The sequence below is a fragment of the Microbulbifer echini genome (assembly GCF_041447225.1).
GTDB classification, from domain to species: Bacteria; Pseudomonadota; Gammaproteobacteria; order Pseudomonadales; family Cellvibrionaceae; genus Microbulbifer; species Microbulbifer echini.
In genome coordinates this window covers 15226-36832 of sequence record NZ_JBGMEL010000023.1, presented here as the reverse complement: position 1 = coordinate 36832, position 21607 = coordinate 15226, and the positions used below count along the sequence as shown (strand labels likewise).

The following is a 21607-nucleotide window of genomic DNA, read 5'->3' as shown; positions in this document are numbered from 1 at the left end:
CAACTTTGAAGTATCGAGGTGATATTTATTAAAATGCTCGAACCATTGTGGAAAGTGTTAATAACAAGCGTGATAAGGTACTGGATATCATGTTCGCAACAGGTGGAAATCGTGGTGTAATAAGAGAGAGTTGTCATGTTGAATCTTATGATTTAGTCGATCAAATATTAAGAAATCTCTCAGACTCCTCAGGCAATGCTGTATTTTATCTTAAGTGGATTGATTAATCAGGGATCAATGAGACATGCCCATTGTTCTGGGTGAGGTCATGAGTAGTTTGTAGGTTGGCAATAAAACTAGCCACTAGGTAGCCCTCCTTATCGAATGTCCGTTTATTAGTTCGCCATTTTTCAATTGGTAAATAACTTGGAGTCAATATGTCTGTTTGCTATCCCGCTAGAGAACTACAGCAATTCGCCAGCACTTTATTCCAGCGGGTGGGGTTGGCTGAAGAACGTGCCGACATCATGGCGGGTGTTTTTTTACAGGCGGATCTCCTCGGCTTTACTACCCACGGCTTACAGCGGGTAGTGAGTAATTTAGAGTGGCTGCAAAGTGGTGAATCCCGGATTAGCGGCGAACCATTGGTGCTCTCCGACCGCGGTAACTGCTTCAACTGGGATGCACAATATTTGCCGGGTCCCTGGGTGCTCACCAAGGCAATTGAGCAGGCATTGCAACGAATACCGGAATGGGGGGTGGTTACTGCCAGTATACGGCGCAGCCAGCATATCGCTTGCCTGGCGGCCTATCTGCCACAAATTATCGAGGCCGGTTATGTCGCTATTCTGACCTGTTCCACACCGGGGGAGAATACTGTTTCGCCACAGGGGGGGCTCGATCCTCTGTTCTCGGCTAACCCATTGGCATTTGCCGCACCGGCTGGGGATTACCCTCTGCTTTTCGATATCAGCATGTCTGTTACTGCTGGTGCCTATGTGGCCCGTGCAAAACGTGAAAAGAGAAATATGCCGTCAATCTGTCTTAAGGGCTCCGATGGCAAACTTTCCGACGACCCGCAGGTTTTCGAACAAGGCGGCAGTATTCTGCCGCTTGGTGGGGCTGACCACGGCTACAAGGGGGCCGCACTGAGTGCCATGTTGGAGGTGTTATCAATGGCACTGGGAGGATATGGGCGCGCAGATGAATCTGCCCGTGAGGATAAGGAGGCAAACTCGGTTTTTCTACAGGTAATCGATCCCCAGGCTTTTGGCCCTCGGGCTGATTTTCTGCGCCAGGCTGTGGCCCTGAGCGGCTTATGGGAGCAGAACCGCAGTGAGGATGCCAACCCGGTACGAGTGCCGGGCCAGCGTGCCTGGGCTATGCGCACGCGGCAATTGCGCGAGGGTGTGGAGCTTTACCCCTCAATTATGCGGGACCTGCAACCTTGGGCAGAAAAATTACAGGTGGGTCTTCCCGCTGTGATGCCCAGGGGGTGACTTCCGCCTAGCGGTCCGGTTTATCAATCCTCAACCATTCTAAGGGCTCAATAGTTTGACTGGTGCTCAAGCAGCGCCGCCTCTGCCTTACGGGCTTCCCTCGAGCTGGCTGATAATGACAAGTAGGTGAATGGGGCGAAATCGACTTCTTTTAAATATTGAGGGTCCTTTTGCCGCCAATCGATATTGCCGGGATGTCCTTTCTTTATTAGCCACTAAATCCGCTGTATACCGATATAAAGTCATTGCTAGGCAGAGGGGGTATCGCAGAATCACTCCAGAATATCTTAATTCTTGTTTCTCTATTTAAGTGAGATATCTCTTAGGCAAGAAATTGTGAATACCGTTTCAGAGGCATTTTAAGCTCGGGGCGGTTCAGTCCACGTGAATATACCAGGCGCCGTGTTGGCCGGTACTACGATAGGGGCATAAACGGAAAAATAAGAGGATGGACCGATGAATGATTTTGTCCGTATGACGGCCTTGGAATTACTGCAAGGATATAACGACAAGTCATTTTCTCCGGTGGATGTCACAGAAGCTCTGCTCAAGCAGATTGACTCTTGTAACCCCACAGTGAATGCCTACTGCCTGGTGGATAGGGAAATCACTTTAGCTTCCGCTCACGAATCGGCCCAGCGCTACAGTCGAGGTGAGACACACGGCGTGCTGGACGGCGTACCGGTGGCCATCAAAGATGTCTTTCTTACCCCCATGTGGCCCACGATCAAGGGCTCAAAAACAATTGATCCGAAGTCCACGCTGGGTAAAGAGGCCCCCAGTATTGCGGCTTTAAACCGCAATGGCTATATCCCCTTGGGTAAGACCACCACGCCAGAGTTTGGTTGGAAGGGGGTAACGGATAACCCCGTTGATGGCATTACCCGCAATCCCTGGGACGCCAGTAAAACCGCCGGTGGTTCCAGCGGTGGCAGTGCTGCTGCCGTAGTCTTGGGTATGGGACCTTTGGCCCTTGGCACCGATGCGGGTGGCTCGATTCGTATCCCCGCAGGGTTTTGTGGTCTTGTTGGGCTCAAGCCGAGCTTTGGTGAGGTGCCCCATTGGCCGGCGAGTCCGTTTGGCACCCTGGCACATGCGGGCCCCATGGCCTGGACAGTGTCCGATTGCGCGTTGCTGATGAACGTATTGAGTGAAGCCGATAACCGGGATACCAATGCGATTCCACGGCGTAATATCGATTACCTAAAGGCCATTTCCGGTGAGCCGCAAGAACTGCTTAAGGGTTTGAAAATCGCCTATAGCGCCACTCTGGGATATGTACAAAATGAGCGCGATGTGGAGCGGGCTGTTCAGGATGCTGCCGATCTGTTGCAGTCCCTCGGAGCCGAAGTTACCGAAGTGGCACCGGGATTTGATGATCCACTTGCCGCTTTTGGCCACCTGTTTTACGGCGGCGCTGCTAATGCCCTGCGCTCCATAAGCAAGCGTCAGCGTGCACTTATGGATACACAGTTGGTCGCTGTAGCTGAAAAGGCCTCGCAGCTTTCGATGCTCGACTATTTGGCCGCAGTGAATGAGCGTGCAGCATTAAGCGAGCACATGGCTCATTTTCATAGCAAGTACGATCTGTTAGTGACGCCGACGTTGCCGATCACCGCGTTTAAGGCCGGTTGCGAGGTGCCGGAGGGCTGGCCCAGCACTCGCTGGCCTTCGTGGACACCGTTTACCTACCCATTCAATATGACAGGCCAGCCGGCTCTTTCTGTGCCCTGTGGTTTCTCATCCAGTGGACTGCCGATCGGCCTGCAATTCGTAGGTCGACGTTTCGAGGATGTTAACGTTCTACGTGCGGGGCAGGCTTACCAACTGGCCGCGCCCCTGACAGAAAAGCGTCCAAAGCTCTTTTATGTTGATGTCGCGGAGGGAGAAAGCGCGTGAGCCGGCTGGAATTTGATTTTTATGAATCAGAAGACCCGGTCTGGAACCCGGCGCTATTGACGATTCCGGTACCCGGTATTCGTAAGATGGTGAATCTGGCCGCTACGATGGATGATGTGATTCACTTGTCCATCGGTCAGCCAGATTCGCCCGCGCCGCCCCATGTTATCCAGGCCACCGTGGATGCGGTGCAGGCCGGACAAACGGGCTACACCATGGATGCGGGTTTACCAGAACTGCTCGACGCACTGGCCGACTATAACGGTGAGCGCTATGGCCGTAAAATAACGCCGGAAAATATACTCGTTACCACAGGGGCAACCGAAGCCATTTATCTGGCATTAACAGCCATGTCGGCGCCGGGGCGCGAGTTTATTATGGCTGACCCATCCTTTTTATTGTACGCACCATTAATCCGTATGAACGGTGGTGAAGTGCACTATATTCCCACCCGCGCGGAAAATAATCACCAACTGGACCCTCAAGAGGTGATTGATGCTTTCGATAACAATACCCATGCCGTGGTCTTAAATTCACCCAGTAATCCCACCGGCACTGTGTACCCTCGTGAGACCGTTGAAACCATTGTGCAGGAAGCAGCTTATCGCGGTATTTTTGTGATAAGCGATGAAGTCTACGATCACTTGATTTACGATGACCGTGATTACGCCGGAGTACTATCCTGCTGTTCTGATTTAGATCACGTAATTATTATCAGCAGTTTCTCCAAAACCTTTAGCATGGCCGGTATGAGAATTGGTTGGATGATTGCCAGCCAGGGCGTGATACGTAAGCTACGTCGTTACCATATGTTTACCACCACGGTTGCGAATACACCCTGCCAGTGGGCTGGCGTAGCCGCATTAAAAGGTGATCGGAGTTTTATTGCCGATATCATTAAAACTTACAAAAAAAGACGAAATAGATTGGTGCAACTGGTGGAACAGACGCCCTATCTTGAGGGCTATATGCCGGAAGGCGCTTTCTATTTATTCCCATCGTTACCCGAAGGAGTGAATGGTAACAATGTTGCACTGCGAATGTTGCGGGAGACAGGGGTCTGTACCATTGCTGGCGATACCTTTGGTGAGTCATGCCGCAATGCACTTCGATTTAGTTATGCAACCTCCATCGAAAATATTGAAGAAGCCTTTGAGAGAATTATTCCATGGATGGAAAAGCAGGAGTTTTCCTGAGGTTATGAGTCGGTGGTCGTTCAATGGATAAGAATTAGATTGCTTTCTCTCAAAAACTAAACAAGATTTTTTGGTGGATTTATCTATGTAATAAATCCTGGGTCGCTTTGGTAGCTATAGGGTTTTTATATTCTCTTTAGGGCTTTTTCTGCCCTCTATATCGTTAATTCTTTGTTTTTACTTATCCTGTTTTTTCCATCGTCTCCTTTTGAGCGTTGTTTTGTAGCTGTTTGCCGAGTTTTTAGCGGTGTCCTTTAAAAGGAAATGTCTAGCATTGCTTTGTTGTGTGGTTGGGGTGAGTTGGTTGTGCTGGTAAAGCTAAAGTTTTTAATGGATGTCACTTCCCTGTAATGTGGGTTTGTTTAACTTGCTGGGCAATATTCTAAGATTCTGGTGAATGAATAAACTTATGAAGAAAATAGATCGACGGACTTTACTAAAATGGGGTGGGCTATTGACAGTATCTGCTATGGCGCCATCGGCTTGGGCGAATAGTGCTGGAAAAAGATACGAATATACGGGGGCAGTCAGCAATTCAGAACACTTTTTACACGGTGTGGCCTCCGGTGATCCAACCGAGAAATCCGCGATCATTTGGACCAGAGTAACTACTGAGGAAGAAACACCGCTGGTGTATTGGGAAGTTGCGCTGGATGATGCCTTTGAGCAGATCGTGTCAACTGGCTATGCGCAAACCGATGAATCAAAAGATTTTACTGTTAAGCTCGATGTAACCGAGTTGAACTATGGCCGAAATTATGCTTATCGGTTTAAATACCGAGATCAGATTTCACCTGTTGGTCGGCTAAAACTTGCGCCACAAAATAGTACGGCTGCCGATACCCTAAAATTTATCGTGACATCCTGTTCGCACTTTGAACACGGTGAGTTTGTCGGCTATCGGGATATGGTGGAAAGAGAGCAAAATATTGATGCGGTGATTCATCTTGGGGATTACTCCTACGCTTCCTCCAATTCTGGTGATTATCGTAAGTTTGGTTACTCCGATTTTAAATATGACCGTGAGAGTTATAGAGCCCGCTACTCCGAGATTAGGAAGGATGCATTCTTACAGCAGGCGCACCAAAAACATACCTGGATGGTAATCTGGGATGATGGCGATTTAAGAAATGGTGTTTGGCGAGAAGGGCCAGCAATAAATGGGGCAGATTTTCATGAGGCGATGGAGATTGCCGTGGAAACTTTCTTTCTGTGGATGCCCATCCGGTATATTGCCCCCAAGCGAATATGGCGCTCTGTGCCTTATGGTGAACTGGCCGATATATTCTTTTTGGATATGTGTTTTTATGATCGCGATGTGCCGATCAAAGATATGCCGGATAACCTCAGGAAGCGTCAGCCAATCTTTGAACAGTACGACTTTCCCGGTCGCAGTATTATTGGTCAGGAACAGGCCGTCTGGTTCGAACAGGCTATTCGTACATCAACAGCACGTTGGCGCATTGTCTGCTCGGGAGCACCAGTCTTTGAGTGGTGGGATAATTATTCACCCAGTGCCTGGCGAGCTTACCCGCAATCTCACCAATGGCTGCTGGAGCTCTTTGCGGAGTTGAATAACAATGTTGTTGTACTATCGGGAGGTTTGCATAAAGCGATGGCAGCTGGTTTAGCTTTAGATCCATTTGCCAGTGATTACAGTGCCGGCCGCGATAATGTTGCGGTCGAAATAACTGCGCCCTCACTTACCCGTGGCGATGGCGGCGCACTCTGGTATGAAGTCGCTGACAACCGCAGTACAGAGAAAGCCTTAAAGAAGAACCCTCATATGAAATTCCGCAAAGGTAATCGGGCGGGATATTTGATTACTAAATTCGAAAAAGACCAGTTTGTGGGGCGCTGGAGACTCTATGAAGATGTGCGGAAAATAAGTGGCCCAAGGGCTGATACTTATGGGGATGTTGTGAGTGAGCATGGGAAATCAAAAATTAAAGTAGTCGATAGTTAATTTCTTTAGTCACATTTAGCTACCTGAATTCCGGCAAACGAAAAGGGGGCAATAGCCCCCTTTTCAGGTTGTGAAGCTCTGCCATCATAAAATCCATGCCCTACGTCTTCTGGGACAGCTCTCTTGTAGCGGCAGCCTGTTCGTGTATTGATCTGTTTATTTTTGCTGTTATAGAGAGTGTTTTGCATAATTATGTGGATTTTTCTGCTTTTATAAAGAACTGTACCGATGGAGTTGGTGCCTACTGTTGGAGGTGTAGTGACCTTATGTCTATTCGCATCTCCTTTTCTTGTGCCTTTCTTAGACTCAAATTTTTCTAAGATGAAAATAGTTCTCTTTGGTTGTGCCTTCCTGCCTTGGGTTTCTTTGGTTCTATTCTTGGTCTTAACTAATGATTCGAAAGGGATTGGGTAGGTTTTTTGAGAGTGCAGCCCAGATAGTTATATGCTTCCTGGTTAGGTTTGTATCAAATCCATTAAAAGTTGTGGTTGGAGGTTTGCGCCATCATAGTTTTGTTTGCCCCTCTGCTTTAGATGTTGCTTTGTCAGCAATGGTGTCGTATATAGGGGGGGTAGTGAGGGCTGTCTTCATTTTTGACTGTTTTCAATTGGTATATGTGTTCGCGGGTTGAAGTTTTAACAAGTATTTATATGATTATATTTCTGGTGGGAGTATGAAGATAAAAATAAAGTGTGAACAGGAAGATTCGGATGCATTTCTGGTGTATTTGGAATGGGGGGTGACAGATTCCGCATGGGTATGGTATGGCCGATCATTGGTTTGATCTTATTGTACAGTTTATAGCTTCAATTATTTATATATTTCTACTGTCAAAGCTTGAAGGTTCGGGTGATTTTTATGGCTTTGTGAGCGCTTAATTTGCTAAAAAATGCAATCGAATTAATCATTGAAGGGTGGGTTTTTGATGGTGTGGCTTGTGTTTATTTTCTGGTCCATACTCGGCTGAAGATATATGAGAAACCTTTTACTATTAGCTGTAGCTTTAATGGTCTTCCAGAAGTGGGATTCCATTGAGCGCTACCTCAACCCACCGCCGGATTTCAGTTCGGCGCACTCTGGAAAGGTTGTTCTCTATGCTACCGAATGGTGTGGTTACTGCCAAAAGTCGCGTGAATTGATGAGAGAACACAATATACCATTTTATGAGTATGATATTGATAAATCTCGAGAGGGTAGGTCTCAGTATGATCGCTTAGGTGGAAGAGGTGTTCCTGTTTTGCTTGTTAATGGGGAGGTCATTCATGGATATAATGCTAAAAAAATATTGAAGGCTTTTTCGAAAATTCAGGATGCCAGTTTATTGTAGATAAGGTTAAAAATGATAGTTACAACATTGTGTCGTATAAGAACTCTCGCATTTTCTATGGCTGCAGCATGGTTGTGTTTAGGGAGTAGTTCAATGGCGGTTGCCTATAATATAAGTGCCAAGCTGGAAAAGAAGCAAAATAGTAACTGGTTTGTGACCTTTGTGTCAGAAAAGCCAATAAAGAGGCTTGTTTTTAAAAGCTCTCCCGATAACTCAAGAATCAAACGCTGGGTGTCTACTTCCAAAAGGTATCGGTTTGAGTTTGATGGCGAGGGAGAAAGTGTGTACCGTAGAGACGGTAGTGCATTTACCGAAGTTACCTTTCATCTTACCCCGACGTATACTGCTCTCCCCAAAGAATACGCCCCTTTCTCCCCATTTTCGGATGGAGGCTATCTGTTGCATACGGGAAGGTTTTTTGCTTGCGCGGAATCTTGTCAATCTAGCCTGAATCAGTGGCATTTATCGATAGCTGCCCCTGAGCCTGATAATATTATCTTGCATGGTAAGATCTATCAGGAAAGCGTTGAATGGGAGGCATTCGATGAGGGGAGTAAGGTCTATATTGGCTCTGGAGAACCGATACAGAGCGACCATTTTGTTAGTGTGATTGATGAACGCCTGCCAGAGAAACTCAAGCACCAAATGAGTATTCAGTTGCCAAAGTTGATGAATTTCTTCGCCGATAAAATGGGTGCACTTGGTTATAGGCCAGCATTGTTTGCTTCTTACAGCTCAACAGACGATGGTCGAGCTGGGCATCAAGGTGGAACTTTGCCCGGTCAGATATTTATGCATTGGTATGGTGAGGGGGCTGTTATTGAAGCCATTGATGTTGATGAATTGTTTTGGCTCTTTTCCCATGAAGTTGCCCATCTGTATCAGAGGGAGGGTGCCGATGTTAGCGATACGGCTGAATCCTGGTTACATGAGGGGGCGGCCGACTATTTTGCTGGCTTGGCATTCGAGAGTATCATTTCCAAAGGTTTCTTGTCGCAGAAAATTAAGCAGGCAGAGAAAAATTGCCTTGCTAGCTTGGAGGGGAATCCAGTTTACGTAGATGTATCACGTAAGAATCCACGCGTTCACTATGAGTGTGGAATGCTGATTATGAATGCGATAGACAAACGGTTAAAAGCCCAGGGCTCTCTCTCAGTTTATAACGTATGGAATCTCTATTCTTCTAAAGTTTCGGCAGGAGCGCCGGCTGGGGTAGATCAATTTCTATTCACGACTAAGCCCTATCTGTCACCAGAAATGGTTAAGAACCTAAAATTACTCAACAATCCTGAATTTTCTGCTTTTGATTTTATTAGCGAGTTGGCAGCGGAAAGTAATTGAACATGTCAGTTGCCTGGTGTTTTCATTGAATCCGAGATGGGTGAGTGTAGGCTTGCCCTTTAAACGGTTTTAATCCGGCATTATTGTAGTAGGTGTTTAAAATAATTGAATTCTTTACTCTAAAGCAGTATTTACAAATCAGTTCTACTGTACCACCTTCCTGGGATTAGCCTCTCGCACTGTCGTTTGTGTTTCGCTATTTACTGCTTATTCTCTATTTTTAATACCATTCATCCTCAACAACTTCCGTTTATTCCTTTCCTCTGCTCTTTATCACACGGCCGAGACCGCCTCCATAACCAGCGCTAATCTGCGCTCAACCTGAACGCAAGGAAAGAAAACATGAAGAAAATTTTCGCAGCGGTACTGATTCAGCTGGGCATGACAACTTTCGCTTTTGCCACGTTGGATGCGCAGCTGGAAGGGCTTTACAACAAAGCGGCGCAGCAGGGTGGGGATGCCATTGAGGCTTCTTATGAAGCTTTTAAAGTCGCTCAGCAGAAAAACCCCACAGATCCGGCTGCCTTGTTTTACCTGGGGGCCAGTGAGACGTTGATGGCTAAGGAGAGCTGGCTTCCGTGGAAGAAGGTGGGCTATGCGGAAAATGGTATTGCCCGTATGGACAAGGCCCTGCGGATGCTGGAGGAGCTAGAGAATCCAGGGCGTTCGGCTAAGGGAATGCCTCGTGACTTGCTTTTTAAAGGGATTGCGGCAACCACGTTTACCAAGGTGCCCGCTTTCTTCAATGCTTTCGATCGTGGTTTTGAGCTTTATGGTGAGTTGATGGGGGATCCGCGACTGTCGCATATGCCGGTACAGGCGGTGAGCTGGATTTACTGTGGCGCCCTGGAGGCTGCGGATTTGGGAGAAAAGTCTGAGCTGAAAAGTGAGTGGCAGGCAGAGGCCAAGACAAGAGGGGCGCTGCCCCTTTGTCAGCCGGATAAGGATCAGTAGTAGGAATCAGTAGTAGGAATTGGAGCAGGATCGATGTTGCAGCTGACACATATAGAAAAGACCTATAAGACCGGTGAAATAGAACACCAGGCTTTACGAGACGTCAACCTGGCCATTCGCCCCGGCAACATGGTAGCCCTGTGTGGGCCCTCTGGCTCCGGCAAGAGCACTCTGCTGAACATCTGTGGCTTGCTGGATCAGGATTACTCCGGTGCGGTGCACTTTGCCGGTGAGTTAATGACCCGAAACTACCAGCAGGCGATGAAGATACGTCGCACTCAGATGGGGTTTATTTTTCAAAAATTTAACTTGGTACCCGTGATGAGTGCCTTTGAAAATGTCGCCTACCCGTTACAGCTCAATGGGGTGGCTTCTGCAGAGGTAAAACAGCGGGTAATACAGATGTTGGATCATGTGGGTTTGGTAGAATTTGCCCGATATCGGCCCGATCGTCTCTCCGGTGGTCAGCAACAACGGGTGGCGATAGCTCGTGCATTGGTACACAGGCCCAAGTTGGTGATTGCCGATGAGCCCACCGCCAGTTTGGATAGTGTAACGGCTCAACAGATTATTGAATTGATGAAACATCTGGGTAGCGAACAGAAAACGACCTTTATTGTGGCCAGCCACGATGATCGGATGACCCGGCGCTGTGACAGAGTGATGAATTTACAAGACGGTGTGATTTTGCAGGAGGAAGCCCCATGCGCCGCTTAAAACTGGCAGTGTTGAATTTATTGCGTAATCGCCGCCGCAGCCTTTTGACCGTTGCTATTGTCTCTATTGTGGTGATGGCTTTGATGACTTCCGGAGGCTTTGGTCTCTACACCTATAAATCCCTGAAAGAAGGTGCAGCGCGCAGCGAGGGGCATCTGGTCTTTACCCGGCCGGGATATTTCAGTAGTGATGAAGAGTACCCATTGCAAAACGGTCTGGAAAATTCGGATGAATTGAGAAAACACTTAATGACCGATAGCCAGGTAAAGGCGGTGCAACCGCGTATCTACTTAAATGGCTTGATCTCCAATGGCGAGAAGTCGACCATATTTTTGGCGCAGGGAATTTTACCGAGCGAGTTTCGGGTAAAAGGGCCTTTTTTGAATATGACCGAAGGTGGCATTCTGAGAGAAAATGAAGACCCTAATGATCCGAAGATCCTGCTGGGTAAGGATCTGGCTAAAAATCTTAATGTAAAAAGGGGGGATTATGTCACCCTGATGTCAACCACCGTAGATGGAGCTTTAAACGCCTTGGATTTTAAAGTACAGGGTGTTTTTGCAACGGGCGTTCCTGATTTAGATAAGCGTCAGGTGTATCTCTCGATAAATTCCGCCCAATTTATTCTAAATAGTAAAAAGGTCAGCACCCTGCACCTGTACGGCTACGATCTGGAGGATACTGAAGCATTAAAGGCGCGTCTGGCTGAGCAGACACCAGAGTTGCAAATTACCACCTGGGAGGATCGTGCCTTCTTCTACCAAGGAGTAAAAAGCCTATACGACCGAATTTTTGGTTTGATGGGTGTGATTATGGCGGTGGTAATTTTTGTCTCTCTCTTTAACACCCTGGCGATGTCGGTTACCGAGAGAACTCGCGAGATCGGTACTCTCTCGGCACTGGGAACGTCTCGCACTGAATTACTGCTGGGTTTTGTGTTGGAGGCATTGGTGTTGTCCCTGGTGGGTGCGATCGTAGGCATCTTGCTGGCGGGTGCGGTGAGTGTGGGCCTGATGGTGTTTGACGTCACTATGCCGCCCCCTCCAGGTAAAACTGAGAGCTATCCTCTGGTGGTGTATTTCTCAGTGATTTTGGCTTGGATAATCTCACTGGCTGTCGCAACAATCTGTGTTTTGTCTTCCTTTATGGTGGCACGCACAGGTGTCAACAAGCCAATTACAGAGTCATTAGTCCATGTATAAATTAGCGAAAATAAAAAACATTTGGAAGCCGCTGGGTATCACTCTGGTAATAGCAGTAGTACCCATGGCATTGGCCAACCCACTAATTACCAAAAGCGGGGCCAGTAGCGAAATTAATTACACCACGCAGCAAGTGGAAGCCATGCTTGCCAAAGCCGACTTTTACCGTCTGCATGAGAATTCCGCGCGGGTAGTGACAGAGGTGCAGGTCTACAAAAATGGCGAGCTGGCTAGTATGGATAAATACCATGTGTACATCCAACCACAACGCAAGTCATTGGTGGTCTTTAAAGGCAAGGGAGAAGAGGGCACCAAAATGTTAATGCTGCAGGACAACTATTGGATGCTGATGCCACACAGCCGCCGCCCCATACGGATTACTCCCATGCAAAAACTGCTGGGCAGTGCGTCGGTGGGGGATGTGGCTACACTCGCCTGGAGTGAGGACTATCAGGGGGCTTTTGCCGGGCAGGAAGTTTTACAAGATCAGTTGGTGAATTGCCTGAATCTTACCGCCAAAACCAAAGGGGCCAGTTATCAGCACATTAATTTGTGGCTGAATAGCGAGAATAATTTTCCAGTAAAAGCAGAGTTGTATCTGAAATCCGGTAAGTTGGCGAAGATTTCGCACTTTACCCCAGGCCAAAGGGAAGGGCGGCAGGTAGTGGCAGAAATGCTGTTGCAGGATACGATCAATACTGGCATCAAGACACGGGTTATTTACGACATTGTCGAGGCTCATAATTTGCCGGAGAAGTATTTCAACCCGGCCTACCTGAGCCGCCAATCAACGTCTGAGCTTTAACGAACTCTGCAGCCGCTATTAAGCGGCAGCAAACGTTTTCCGCTTAGCGATTACCTGTGGGGACTCCAATTCCTGGAAAAAAACGGCTTCAATGGCCTCGGCCTCCCGCAGGCGTTTGACCTTTTCAAAAAATACCTGGGCTTCCGGAAAGGCGAGTTTTAGATAGGCGAGCCACTGCTTGATACGATTGCCTAAATATTTGGCGGGATAAATCTCTCGGGTGGTTTGATAGTACCCCCAGAGTAACTCGACGATTTGTGGCCACGCCATGGGCCGATATGCCTCCCCAGCGCAGAAGGCCTTGATTTGCAGCCCCAGATCGGGCCGTGCGAGCAGACTGCGGCCGAACATAAATGCCTGGCAACCAGTCTGTTCGCGGCAGCGCTGGAACTCGGCCAGTGTCCAGATATCGCCATTGGCGATCACCGGGATGTCCAGCTTCTCGCGAATCTCGCCGATATATTCCCAATAGGCCGGTGGCTTGTAGCCATCCACCTTTGAGCGTGCGTGCACTGCCAGTTCATTGGCACCACCGGCGGCTGCGGCCTGGGCGTTGTCCATATAGGAGGCGCGGTCGTTGAAGCCCAAACGGATTTTTGCGGTTACTGGGATATTTTCCGGCACAGACCGGCGCACAGCGCCGACAATGGCTTCCACTCGGTGTGGGCTCTGCAGCAGGCAGGCACCGCCATCGCTGTTGTTAACCGACTTGGCCGGGCAACCGAAGTTCAGGTCGATGGCTTTGGCCCCCACAGCCACGGCTTTTATTGCGTTAATTGCCATAGACTCGGGGTTGCCGCCCAATAATTGCAAGCGCACTGGAACACCACTCGCGGTGGCGGCGCCTTCCAGTAGTTCCGGGCACAACCGGGTGAATAACCGACGGGGTAGGCGTGTATCGGTGACCCGCACAAATTCGGTTACACAGATATCGACCCCACCAATAGCCGAGAGTAGCTTGCGCACGTGGTGGTCGATGACGCCTTCCATCGGGGCCTGGTAAATCTTCGGCTGTAGAGAAATTGTCTTATCGGTCATAAAGCTGGAGATAGAAAAAGTAGAGGGATGATTGGCGCATATTCTATCAGCAAGTCGCTGCTATTCCGTAAGAGTGATCATTCAGTCAGTGTATTTAGTAGGAGGTCCGAACTCTGTTAATGGAGTAATTGTACCGAATAGCAGCACGTTGATCGGTATGCCACCGTTGCCACTGAAACCATTAAGTGTTTGATTTTAAAAGCAACTTGTATTGATAATAGGAAATCGAGTGCGCTTCCGTGCTGCCGAAAAACCTTCTGACAGCAGATAGTATTGCAACTTATGGGAATGGGGTTCCCAAGATGGTTGTAATTGCCCGGTATGAGAATTAGATTGCCGAGCCAGAAGGTGTTGCCAACCGTGGAAACGGCAGTTCCGGGAAAAAAGCACAGCGCTCTGACGCTGCGAATATTCCACAATCGGCGCTTAAACCGAATTGGCTATGGTGAAGCAGCAAAGTGTGCGGAAGGGGTGGCGGCGATAATCCGTTACTCAAAAATCAAACGGTTACCAGCACGAGAGAAATCCGCCAAGTGGGGCGTTTTTAACCTCTGTTGGTTTAGGGGGATACACAGTGCAAGACACTCTTTTACAGCAGGGGTTGGACATTACCCTGTTCGGCATGGGAATTGTTTTTACGTTCCTGCTGCTACTGGTAATAGGCACCAGTATTATGTCCCGGATTATTACCCGACACTTCCCTGAGGCGGAGCCCATCACCGCAACGCCAAATACCAGCGCCGATGACAACGCCCGTTTGCATGCCATCATCAAGGGCGCGATCGATCAACATCGAAAAAAACGCTAGCCGCCCATTTTCGCTTCTGAACAACACCTAATAATTTCTGCCGAGAGAGAGAACCCATGACTGAGGTTAAAAAGCCATTGGGGATTACCGATGTAGTCCTGCGTGACGCCCACCAGTCACTGTTCGCCACGCGCTTGCGCTTGGACGACATGCTGCCGATTGCGGAAAAACTCGATCAAGTCGGCTTCTGGTCGCTGGAGTCCTGGGGCGGTGCCACCTTTGATGCCTGTATTCGTTACCTCGGTGAAGATCCCTGGGAGCGTATTCGCGAGCTAAAAAAAGCTATGCCCAAAACACCGCAGCAAATGCTGTTTCGCGGTCAGAATATTTTGGGCTACCGCCACTACGCCGATGACGTCGTGGAAAAGTTTGTCGAGCGTGCCGCGGTTAACGGCGTGGATGTCTTCCGCGTGTTCGATGCCATGAACGATATGCGCAATCTGAAGACGGCGCTGGCTGCGGTAAAGAAACAGAACAAGCATGCTCAGGGCACCATCTCCTATACCGTAAGCCCGGTACACACCATGGACCTGTGGGTGGACCTGGGACGCCAGATAGAGGATATGGGTGCGGACTCTATTGCCATTAAAGATATGGCCGGCCTGCTGCGCCCTTACGAGGGCTATGATCTGGTGAAGCGCCTGAAGGCCGCAGTGGATATCCCCATTCACATGCAGTGCCATGCCACCACCGGTCTCTCCACGGCTACCGCACTCAAGTGTATCGAAGCGGGCATCGACAATGTAGACACCGCGATCAGTTCCATGTCCATGACCTACGGCCACAGTCCCACCGAGTCTCTGGTCGCCATCCTTGAAGGCACCGAGCGGGATACCGGCCTGGATATTCATTTGCTCGAAGAGATTGCGGCGTACTTCCGCGAGGTGCGCAAGAAATATGTGAAATTCGAAGGCTCCCTCAGGGGTGTCGATTCGCGCATTTTGGTAGCACAGGTGCCCGGCGGCATGCTCACCAATATGGAGGGCCAACTGCGCGAACAGGGTGCCGCTGATCGCCTGGATGAAGTACTCGAAGAAATTCCCCGCGTTCGCCAGGACCTCGGTTTTATTCCTTTGGTTACCCCCACGTCACAAATTGTTGGTACCCAGGCGGTTTTGAACGTGCTAACCGGGGAGCGCTATAAGTCGATCTCCAAAGAAACCGCTGCGGTATTGAAAGGTGAGTACGGAGCCACCCCCGCCGAGGTGAATGAGGAATTACGGGTGCGCGTATTGGAAGGCGCAGCGCCAGTCACCTGTCGCCCTGCGGACTTGATTGCGCCCGAATTGGAAAAGCTCGCCCTGGAGCTACAAGAAAAAGCCGGGGCAGAGGATATTGCCCTGACCAAGGGGGAAGGCGAGATCGACGATGTGCTCACCTATGCACTCTTTCCGCAGATCGGTTTGAAGTTTCTGAAAAATCGCGGCAATGCCGATGCCTTTGAGCCTGTGCCCACCGGCAGGGAAAATGCCGCGGTGAAAAATGAAAATGGGGAAGAGATTTATACGGTCACCGTGGAAGGGCAGCGCTATACCGTTGCGGTGACCGATGGTGGCGACCTCACCAATGTAACCCCAGCGTCTGCTGCCACCACTCCGGTGGCCGGCTCTGCGCAGGCTACCCCGGCTAGCGGCGGTGAGCCGGTCAATGCGCCCCTCGCCGGTAATATCTTTAAAGTCATGGTGAAGCCCGGTGATAAAGTCACCGAAGGGCAGGCCATTATTGTGCTTGAAGCCATGAAGATGGAGACCGTAGTGAGTGCGCCACGCAAGGGCAGTATTGCCAGTGTGGCGGTAAAAGAGGGCGATTCCGTGGCGGTGGGTGATGCCCTGCTGTCCATCGCTTAGACTGAGGTAGGAGTCGCAAGTGGATAATTTAATCAGTCTTTGGCAGTCATCCGGCGTCGCACAAATGACGCCGGGACAGCTGGTCATGATCCTGGTGGGATTAGGGCTATTGTTTCTCGCCATTCGCAAAAAATTCGAGCCGCTATTACTAGTCCCCATTGGCTTTGGCGGCATTCTGGCAAACATTCCAGGCGCGGACCTGGCGCTCTCCGCGGCCGAGACCGCGCTGGCTCAGGGGAATATCGCAATTCTGGGGCAAATGACCCAAATTTTGGGGCTCGATAGTGGGGCCAGCCTCAGCGATTTAAAGGCTGCCTTGGGGAGTGCGCCGGCGGCAATACAGGTGCAGGCTGCGGAGTTCGCCAAGGATGCCGGTTTCAATAACGGCATGTTGTACAATTTTTACTCCGTGGCCATCGCCTCGGGTGTCGCACCCCTGGTGATCTTTATGGGGGTGGGGGCCATGACGGACTTCGGCCCGTTGCTCGCCAATCCGCGCACTCTGTTTTTGGGCGCCGCCGCCCAGTTCGGCATTTTTGCCACAGTACTGGGTGCCGTTGGGCTCTCCGCGGCGGGCCTTATGGATTTCTCTATCGCCGATGCGGCGGCCATCGGAATTATCGGTGGTGCGGATGGACCCACGGCGATCTATGTCTCCAGCATACTGGCCCCGGATCTGCTCGGTGCGATTGCGGTAGCAGCCTATTCCTATATGGCATTGGTGCCTATGATCCAGCCACCCATTATGCGCGCACTTACCACAGAGCAAGAGCGTAAAATCGAGATGGTCCAGCTGCGTCACGTGAGCAAGCGTGAGAAAATCACCTTCCCGCTGCTGCTGTTGATTCTGGTTGCCCTGTTCCTGCCGGCGGCTGCACCACTGCTGGGCATGTTCTGTTTCGGTAACCTGATGAGAGAGTGCGGTGTGGTGGCTCGCCTCTCGGATACCGCCCAGAATGCATTGATCAATATCACCACGATTTTCCTGGGGCTTTCGGTAGGTTCCAAACTGGCCGCGGATAAATTCCTGGACCCAAAAACCCTGGGTATTCTCGCCCTGGGTATCGTCGCCTTTGCGATTGGTACCGCCGCCGGCGTACTGATGGCAAAGTTGCTGAATGTCTTCAGCAAGCACAAAGTGAACCCCTTGATTGGCTCTGCTGGTGTGTCCGCCGTGCCCATGGCTGCGCGGGTATCCAACAAAGTAGGACTCGAATCCAATCCGCACAACTTCTTGCTGATGCACGCCATGGGCCCGAATGTGGCTGGGGTGATTGGCTCTGCGGTTGCGGCGGGGGTTATGATCAGTATGGTGCGCAGCTTAACAGGCGGTTGATTAAGTCAATCAAAAGTTACTATCGAAAAGGCGAGCTTCGGTTCGCCTTTTTTCTTATAGGGCTTAACCCCTTGAGATTAGCTGACACCCTCCCTCGATAAGATTCATTTTGAGTTAAGGTTATCTGCGCTATATTCCTCCCAGCATATTGACTTGTGATAAGAAATTTTACTGGAAGTAAGACCATGCGTAGTTTGCCCCTTTTGATTTCCCTCGCTCTTTTCTCCACCCCGCTACTGGCCCACGACAACCATCGCGCCGCTGAAGACATCCACGAGATCAAAAGAGAGGTGGTAAAACTTCGCAGAGAAGTCCATGCCCTGAAGAATGAAAATGAAGAAGCGGCTGAAATGCGCAAGCTCAAAAAAGAGGTTGCCAGGTTGCGCAAGGATATCCGCTCTATGCAGGATCTGATTCTGGATTTGCAGGCTTCGGTTGAAGCACAGTCTAAAAATACCCATCCTGATGTGGTTCTCCAGCCAGTGAAGGAGCGCCCCCGATGGGCCTGCTATATGAAAGATGTACGCGCTGGTGGAATGCACTCCAAGGGATTTTCAGAAGTAGAGGCAAAAGGCAAGTTGCTTGAAACCTGCTCCACACGGGGTGGAGTTTGTTTTGAGAATAGAATTACCTGTTCAGCGGAATAACTCGGGCTTCGATACGCTCTAGGCTAATGGGAGAGGTTTTCGGGCATAGTCTTCTATTTTTCCCTGCGCCTCTCCAGTATTTTCTGGTGGATATCCCTGGCCATCTCCCAGGGCATCAGGAAGTCGCGGTGGGAGGCCTTTCTGCTTTCAGGCTTAACAGGGCTGTCAGTAAAACCAGCAATACAGGCAATAAGAGAGAGGGAAATCCCCACAACTTGTAACCCACAGTGCCAAGCGTTACACCAAAGATAAAGCAAAAAATCACCCCGAAATAATATTTTGCCTTGGTAGATGCCTGTGGATATGGCGCTTCCCCAATGCTTTTGTATGCTCGATGGTTGTCCAGCATTTCAAGGGCGGCAGCGAAGAGGTTGGTGGAATTGCCTGTCATAAAGTGAGTAGGCGCTTTTTTATTGAGCACCCTGAAAAAGATGGTGCTGTGTAGAGACATGGCGGCAACCGCGAAGAAAGAAACCAAGAAAGTATTTGCAGCGTAGGGTGACGTGAGTGTTCCCACATAGCTGCCCAAAATGAAAAATAAAAACATCAAACAACTCTCTATAAACAGCATGACAGTTACTGCATTCCTTTTTTGCTTGTTCAAAATCTTAATGAGATAGATCCAAAAAATTTGCAGGAAAATAAAGGCTGAGAGAATAAATAGCTTGATAATGTAGTTTGGATTGTTACTGGCAAAGTCGGTAATTGAGAGCACAATTGTGCCGGTGATAAATGTGGTAAAGCTGGTAAACAAGCCCAAAACACAGGCAGCCTCAGCAAAACCAGCTACAAATGCGAGAATATATTCAATGTTCATTGTGGCATGAGGCGTTTCATTCATGCTTGAGCACCCTCTCAAGTATATGAGAAGCACCTGGTGATATTGTCTGTTTCAAGAGGTTCCTAGGTAGTGGCGCTAGGAAAACCGCACCACAGGTTTTAAAGTTAACCCCTTCTCGCTGTCTTCAGCGGCTTGGTTAATCTGAGAGAAATCGTAGAACTTTATAAGCTTATCGAATGGGAAGCGGCCGGCCATATAAAGGTCGACCATAGTGGGAATCAACTGATCCGGTAGGCTGTCTCCTTCAACCACACCTCGCCGAATGCATTGGTTCAGCAGGTCCATGAGGTCCAGAGTGAGCTTCTCGCCGGGTTTCGAAAGACCGATAATCGCTCCCTCGCCGCGGCTGCGCAAACAGTCAATCATGGTATTGATCACTGTGGGGATTCCTGTGGCGTCAAGGGCAAACTCCACGCCCTTGCCGGTAATTGCCCTAATTTTTTCTGCAACCTTGCCCTGAGTACTGTCGATTGTGTGGGTGGCGCCAACTTCCATTGCCGGTTTCAGCCTTGAGGGAAGGATATCCACAGCGATAATCGTAGTGGCACCCGTTGCCGATGCGGCCATCACTGCAGCCAAACCCACGGCGCCTGCCCCAAAGGCAGCAAAGCTCGAACCGGGGCTCACCTTGAGTGAATTTAAAGCGGTGCCGGCACACGTTTGAATGCCACACCTTAAAGGACCCAATAGCGCCAGGGGAGTATCTTTGCGCACCTTAACTACGTTTTGCCCATTGGCTACCGCGTACTCGCCAAAGGAAGACTGACCAAAGAAGCGGTCGTTAAGCGTCCCTCCCTGTTGATCGGCAAGAGCGTGGCTGCCAGCTATGCGATGCGCGGAGAAGCTTCGATCGCGAAAGTTTTCGCAGCAGGCTGGGTGGCCGGAAATACACTCCCTGCAACTACTGCATGAGAGAAAAGTTAAGACAATATGATCCCCAGGGGTCACTTTAAGTACGCTATCACCAACCGCCTCTACCACTCCTGCGCCCTCATGCCCTAATACAATAGGGTGTGGAACCAAATAGTCCTGATCCCGGGCAATCATATCTGTTTGGCAGATACTGGTGGCAACGATTTTAACCAGCACTTCATTTTCAAGTAGCTCGGTTTGCCTCACTTGTTCTAACACGAAAGGGCTGCCGGGTTTCCTTACTACTGCTGCGGTGAATTTGTTGCCAACTCTATGAGTGCCTGTCATCTTTTCTCTCGCTTAGGGGTATTTCTTGTGCAGTGCAAAGATTTGGGCGCTGATTCCATGCCGCTTTTATCGGGTTAGGTGTTTTAAGACTAGATGGGGAGGAGGGGGTCGCCAAGTTAGTTAATTTACATCGTAAAAAGAGTTATTCAACCTGAGGGGGATAGTGAAAGGTTTGATTGGTTGTTTTTATAGCCTACGTCAGGTGTCGGCCTGACGTAGGTAACGTTCGAAGCTTACTTGGTAAGCACTTGTTTAAAAGAGAAAAATTAATTGCTTTTTTAATAAATTACTCTGATGCGACCATTATCGATAGGATACCAGTAAAAGGTCCCTGGTTTTGCACAGGTTGCCACTCTGCTGCAGGGATGGAGACTTCAAAGGCAGCATTATCAGATGCGCAATCGCTATTCTGAATCATCTGCCCTGGAATAGGTACACCGGCAAATGCCTGAGTTATTATACCAGAAAGGTCGTTGTCAAAGAATACGTCGTAATTAACTATAAAGGTGCCGTTTGAAAGTTCAAAAGGCATGGTTGTGCTACCAAATGTAATACTAAAGGTTTGGAACCCAGTACCGGCGACACAAAAGAGATCCAGCCCTGTAGCAGGTTGGTTGGGACCTGTTGGGGTTATATTGAGGTCGTTGACATTGTCGATCACAATGGACTCAACAAACGACAGGGTGATCATGCTTTGCGCGCTATCTGTGACTTGGGAAAGCGCAGGGATAGATGAGCCAAGTGCTACGCTCAGTGAAATTACAGATATCAGAGTCTTTGGGGTGGGAAACTTCATCAGATACTTCCTTGCATTAAAACTCAACAACGCTTCTGTTGAAAAATCCAAAGCGAAAAACAATTTTCATTTTGAAAATGCCTTGGTATAAAAAGAATAGTCAGTAATCAGAGGTTGGACCTTTGCCAGCTATTATTTGGTGGTTTAAAGTGAAGCCTTATCGCTTATGAGAAAGTTTTCCTATTTTCGATGAGTTTTTTTGTGAGCTTAGATGACGGCTAGGTGGCCTAATTGGGGGGGGTAAAAGA

The 21607-nt window shown here is 49.3% G+C and carries 18 protein-coding genes; 14 read left to right on the top strand and 4 right to left on the bottom strand.

The window, feature by feature from the left end; translation table 11 throughout:
- Positions 1–377: 377 nt before the first annotated feature.
- The 10 genes from ACCI51_RS17680 (at position 378) to ACCI51_RS17635 (ending at position 12846) form a co-directional block, all read left to right on the top strand.
- Positions 378–1439, top strand: a complete 1062-nt coding sequence (locus ACCI51_RS17680; protein WP_299586026.1) for an Ldh family oxidoreductase — start codon at positions 378–380, stop codon at positions 1437–1439.
- 456 nt (positions 1440–1895) lie between these two features.
- On the top strand, positions 1896–3338 hold the full coding sequence (locus tag ACCI51_RS17675) for an amidase (protein WP_371844741.1): 1443 nt from the start codon (positions 1896–1898) through the stop codon (positions 3336–3338).
- Complete coding sequence (locus tag ACCI51_RS17670) at positions 3335–4534, top strand: pyridoxal phosphate-dependent aminotransferase (protein ID WP_299586020.1); 1200 nt, start codon at positions 3335–3337, stop codon at positions 4532–4534. Before ACCI51_RS17675 ends, ACCI51_RS17670 begins: the two co-directional genes overlap by 4 nt.
- 397 nt (positions 4535–4931) lie before the next feature.
- Positions 4932–6500: an alkaline phosphatase D family protein gene (locus ACCI51_RS17665; protein WP_371844739.1), complete on the top strand. Its 1569-nt coding sequence runs from the start codon at positions 4932–4934 to the stop codon at positions 6498–6500.
- A gap of 973 nt (positions 6501–7473) precedes the next feature.
- The gene (locus ACCI51_RS17660) at positions 7474–7827 is read left to right on the top strand and encodes a glutaredoxin family protein (protein ID WP_299586015.1); all 354 of its coding nucleotides are present in this window, start codon (positions 7474–7476) and stop codon (positions 7825–7827) included.
- A gap of 93 nt (positions 7828–7920) precedes the next feature.
- Positions 7921–9168, top strand: a complete 1248-nt coding sequence (locus tag ACCI51_RS17655; RefSeq protein ID WP_371844737.1) for a gluzincin family metallopeptidase — start codon at positions 7921–7923, stop codon at positions 9166–9168.
- Positions 9169–9510: 342 nt separating this feature from the next.
- The gene (locus tag ACCI51_RS17650) at positions 9511–10122 is read left to right on the top strand and encodes a hypothetical protein (protein WP_371844735.1); all 612 of its coding nucleotides are present in this window, start codon (positions 9511–9513) and stop codon (positions 10120–10122) included.
- A 33-nt stretch (positions 10123–10155) separates the two neighbouring features.
- Complete coding sequence (locus ACCI51_RS17645) at positions 10156–10839, top strand: ABC transporter ATP-binding protein (RefSeq protein WP_371844734.1); 684 nt, start codon at positions 10156–10158, stop codon at positions 10837–10839.
- Complete coding sequence (locus tag ACCI51_RS17640) at positions 10827–12041, top strand: ABC transporter permease (protein WP_371844733.1); 1215 nt, start codon at positions 10827–10829, stop codon at positions 12039–12041. The genes ACCI51_RS17645 and ACCI51_RS17640 overlap by 13 nt, the downstream gene beginning before the upstream one ends.
- Positions 12034–12846, top strand: a complete 813-nt coding sequence (locus ACCI51_RS17635) for an outer membrane lipoprotein-sorting protein (protein ID WP_371844732.1) — start codon at positions 12034–12036, stop codon at positions 12844–12846. The genes ACCI51_RS17640 and ACCI51_RS17635 overlap by 8 nt, the downstream gene beginning before the upstream one ends.
- 18 nt (positions 12847–12864) lie before the next feature.
- On the opposite strand, the gene ACCI51_RS17630 is transcribed toward ACCI51_RS17635, so the two are convergent.
- Positions 12865–13884 (bottom strand): tRNA dihydrouridine synthase, encoded by a 1020-nt coding sequence (locus tag ACCI51_RS17630; RefSeq protein ID WP_371844731.1) that lies wholly within the window; start codon positions 13882–13884, stop codon positions 12865–12867.
- 574 nt (positions 13885–14458) lie between these two features.
- Between ACCI51_RS17630 and ACCI51_RS17625 the strand changes: the two genes are divergently transcribed.
- From ACCI51_RS17625 to ACCI51_RS17610, 4 genes are all read left to right on the top strand, one after another.
- Positions 14459–14692 (top strand): OadG family protein, encoded by a 234-nt coding sequence (locus tag ACCI51_RS17625; RefSeq protein ID WP_371844730.1) that lies wholly within the window; start codon positions 14459–14461, stop codon positions 14690–14692.
- 56 nt (positions 14693–14748) lie between these two features.
- Entirely contained in the window at positions 14749–16539 is a 1791-nt protein-coding gene (oadA, locus tag ACCI51_RS17620) for a sodium-extruding oxaloacetate decarboxylase subunit alpha (RefSeq protein WP_371844729.1), read from the top strand.
- Positions 16540–16558: 19 nt separating this feature from the next.
- Positions 16559–17875, top strand: a complete 1317-nt coding sequence (locus tag ACCI51_RS17615; RefSeq protein ID WP_371844728.1) for a sodium ion-translocating decarboxylase subunit beta — start codon at positions 16559–16561, stop codon at positions 17873–17875.
- Positions 17876–18060: 185 nt separating this feature from the next.
- The gene (locus ACCI51_RS17610; protein WP_371844727.1) at positions 18061–18522 is read left to right on the top strand and encodes a hypothetical protein; all 462 of its coding nucleotides are present in this window, start codon (positions 18061–18063) and stop codon (positions 18520–18522) included.
- Between the two features lie 115 nt (positions 18523–18637).
- Here the strand turns inward: ACCI51_RS17610 and ACCI51_RS17605 are convergent, their stop codons facing one another.
- The 3 genes from ACCI51_RS17605 to ACCI51_RS17595 all read right to left on the bottom strand — a co-directional run bounded on the left by ACCI51_RS17605 (position 18638) and on the right by ACCI51_RS17595 (position 21359).
- On the bottom strand, positions 18638–19363 hold the full coding sequence (locus ACCI51_RS17605; RefSeq protein ID WP_371844726.1) for a YoaK family protein: 726 nt from the start codon (positions 19361–19363) through the stop codon (positions 18638–18640).
- 75 nt (positions 19364–19438) lie between these two features.
- A complete protein-coding gene (locus ACCI51_RS17600) occupies positions 19439–20494 on the bottom strand; it encodes an NAD(P)-dependent alcohol dehydrogenase (protein ID WP_371844725.1) in 1056 nt (351 codons plus the stop codon).
- Between the two features lie 355 nt (positions 20495–20849).
- The gene (locus ACCI51_RS17595) at positions 20850–21359 is read right to left on the bottom strand and encodes a hypothetical protein (RefSeq protein WP_371844724.1); all 510 of its coding nucleotides are present in this window, start codon (positions 21357–21359) and stop codon (positions 20850–20852) included.
- Positions 21360–21607: the final 248 nt, after the last annotated feature.

Bases quoted from the DNA above. Each gene is read 5' to 3' on its own strand.
- ACCI51_RS17610 (WP_371844727.1), top strand. From the start codon at position 18,061: ATGCGTAGTTTGCCCCTTTTGATTTCCCTCGCTCTTTTCTCCACCCCG.
- ACCI51_RS17605 (WP_371844726.1), bottom strand. From the start codon at position 19,363: ATGAATGAAACGCCTCATGCCACAATGAACATTGAATATATTCTCGCA.
- ACCI51_RS17640 (WP_371844733.1), top strand. From the start codon at position 10,827: ATGCGCCGCTTAAAACTGGCAGTGTTGAATTTATTGCGTAATCGCCGC.
- oadA (WP_371844729.1), top strand. From the start codon at position 14,749: ATGACTGAGGTTAAAAAGCCATTGGGGATTACCGATGTAGTCCTGCGT.
- ACCI51_RS17660 (WP_299586015.1), top strand. From the start codon at position 7,474: ATGAGAAACCTTTTACTATTAGCTGTAGCTTTAATGGTCTTCCAGAAG.
- ACCI51_RS17665 (WP_371844739.1), top strand. From the start codon at position 4,932: ATGAATAAACTTATGAAGAAAATAGATCGACGGACTTTACTAAAATGG.
- ACCI51_RS17650 (WP_371844735.1), top strand. From the start codon at position 9,511: ATGAAGAAAATTTTCGCAGCGGTACTGATTCAGCTGGGCATGACAACT.
- ACCI51_RS17680 (WP_299586026.1), top strand. From the start codon at position 378: ATGTCTGTTTGCTATCCCGCTAGAGAACTACAGCAATTCGCCAGCACT.
- ACCI51_RS17595 (WP_371844724.1), bottom strand. From the start codon at position 21,359: ATGAAGTTTCCCACCCCAAAGACTCTGATATCTGTAATTTCACTGAGC.
- ACCI51_RS17645 (WP_371844734.1), top strand. From the start codon at position 10,156: ATGTTGCAGCTGACACATATAGAAAAGACCTATAAGACCGGTGAAATA.
- ACCI51_RS17635 (WP_371844732.1), top strand. From the start codon at position 12,034: ATGTATAAATTAGCGAAAATAAAAAACATTTGGAAGCCGCTGGGTATC.
- ACCI51_RS17630 (WP_371844731.1), bottom strand. From the start codon at position 13,884: ATGACCGATAAGACAATTTCTCTACAGCCGAAGATTTACCAGGCCCCG.
- ACCI51_RS17675 (WP_371844741.1), top strand. From the start codon at position 1,896: ATGAATGATTTTGTCCGTATGACGGCCTTGGAATTACTGCAAGGATAT.
- ACCI51_RS17655 (WP_371844737.1), top strand. From the start codon at position 7,921: ATGGCGGTTGCCTATAATATAAGTGCCAAGCTGGAAAAGAAGCAAAAT.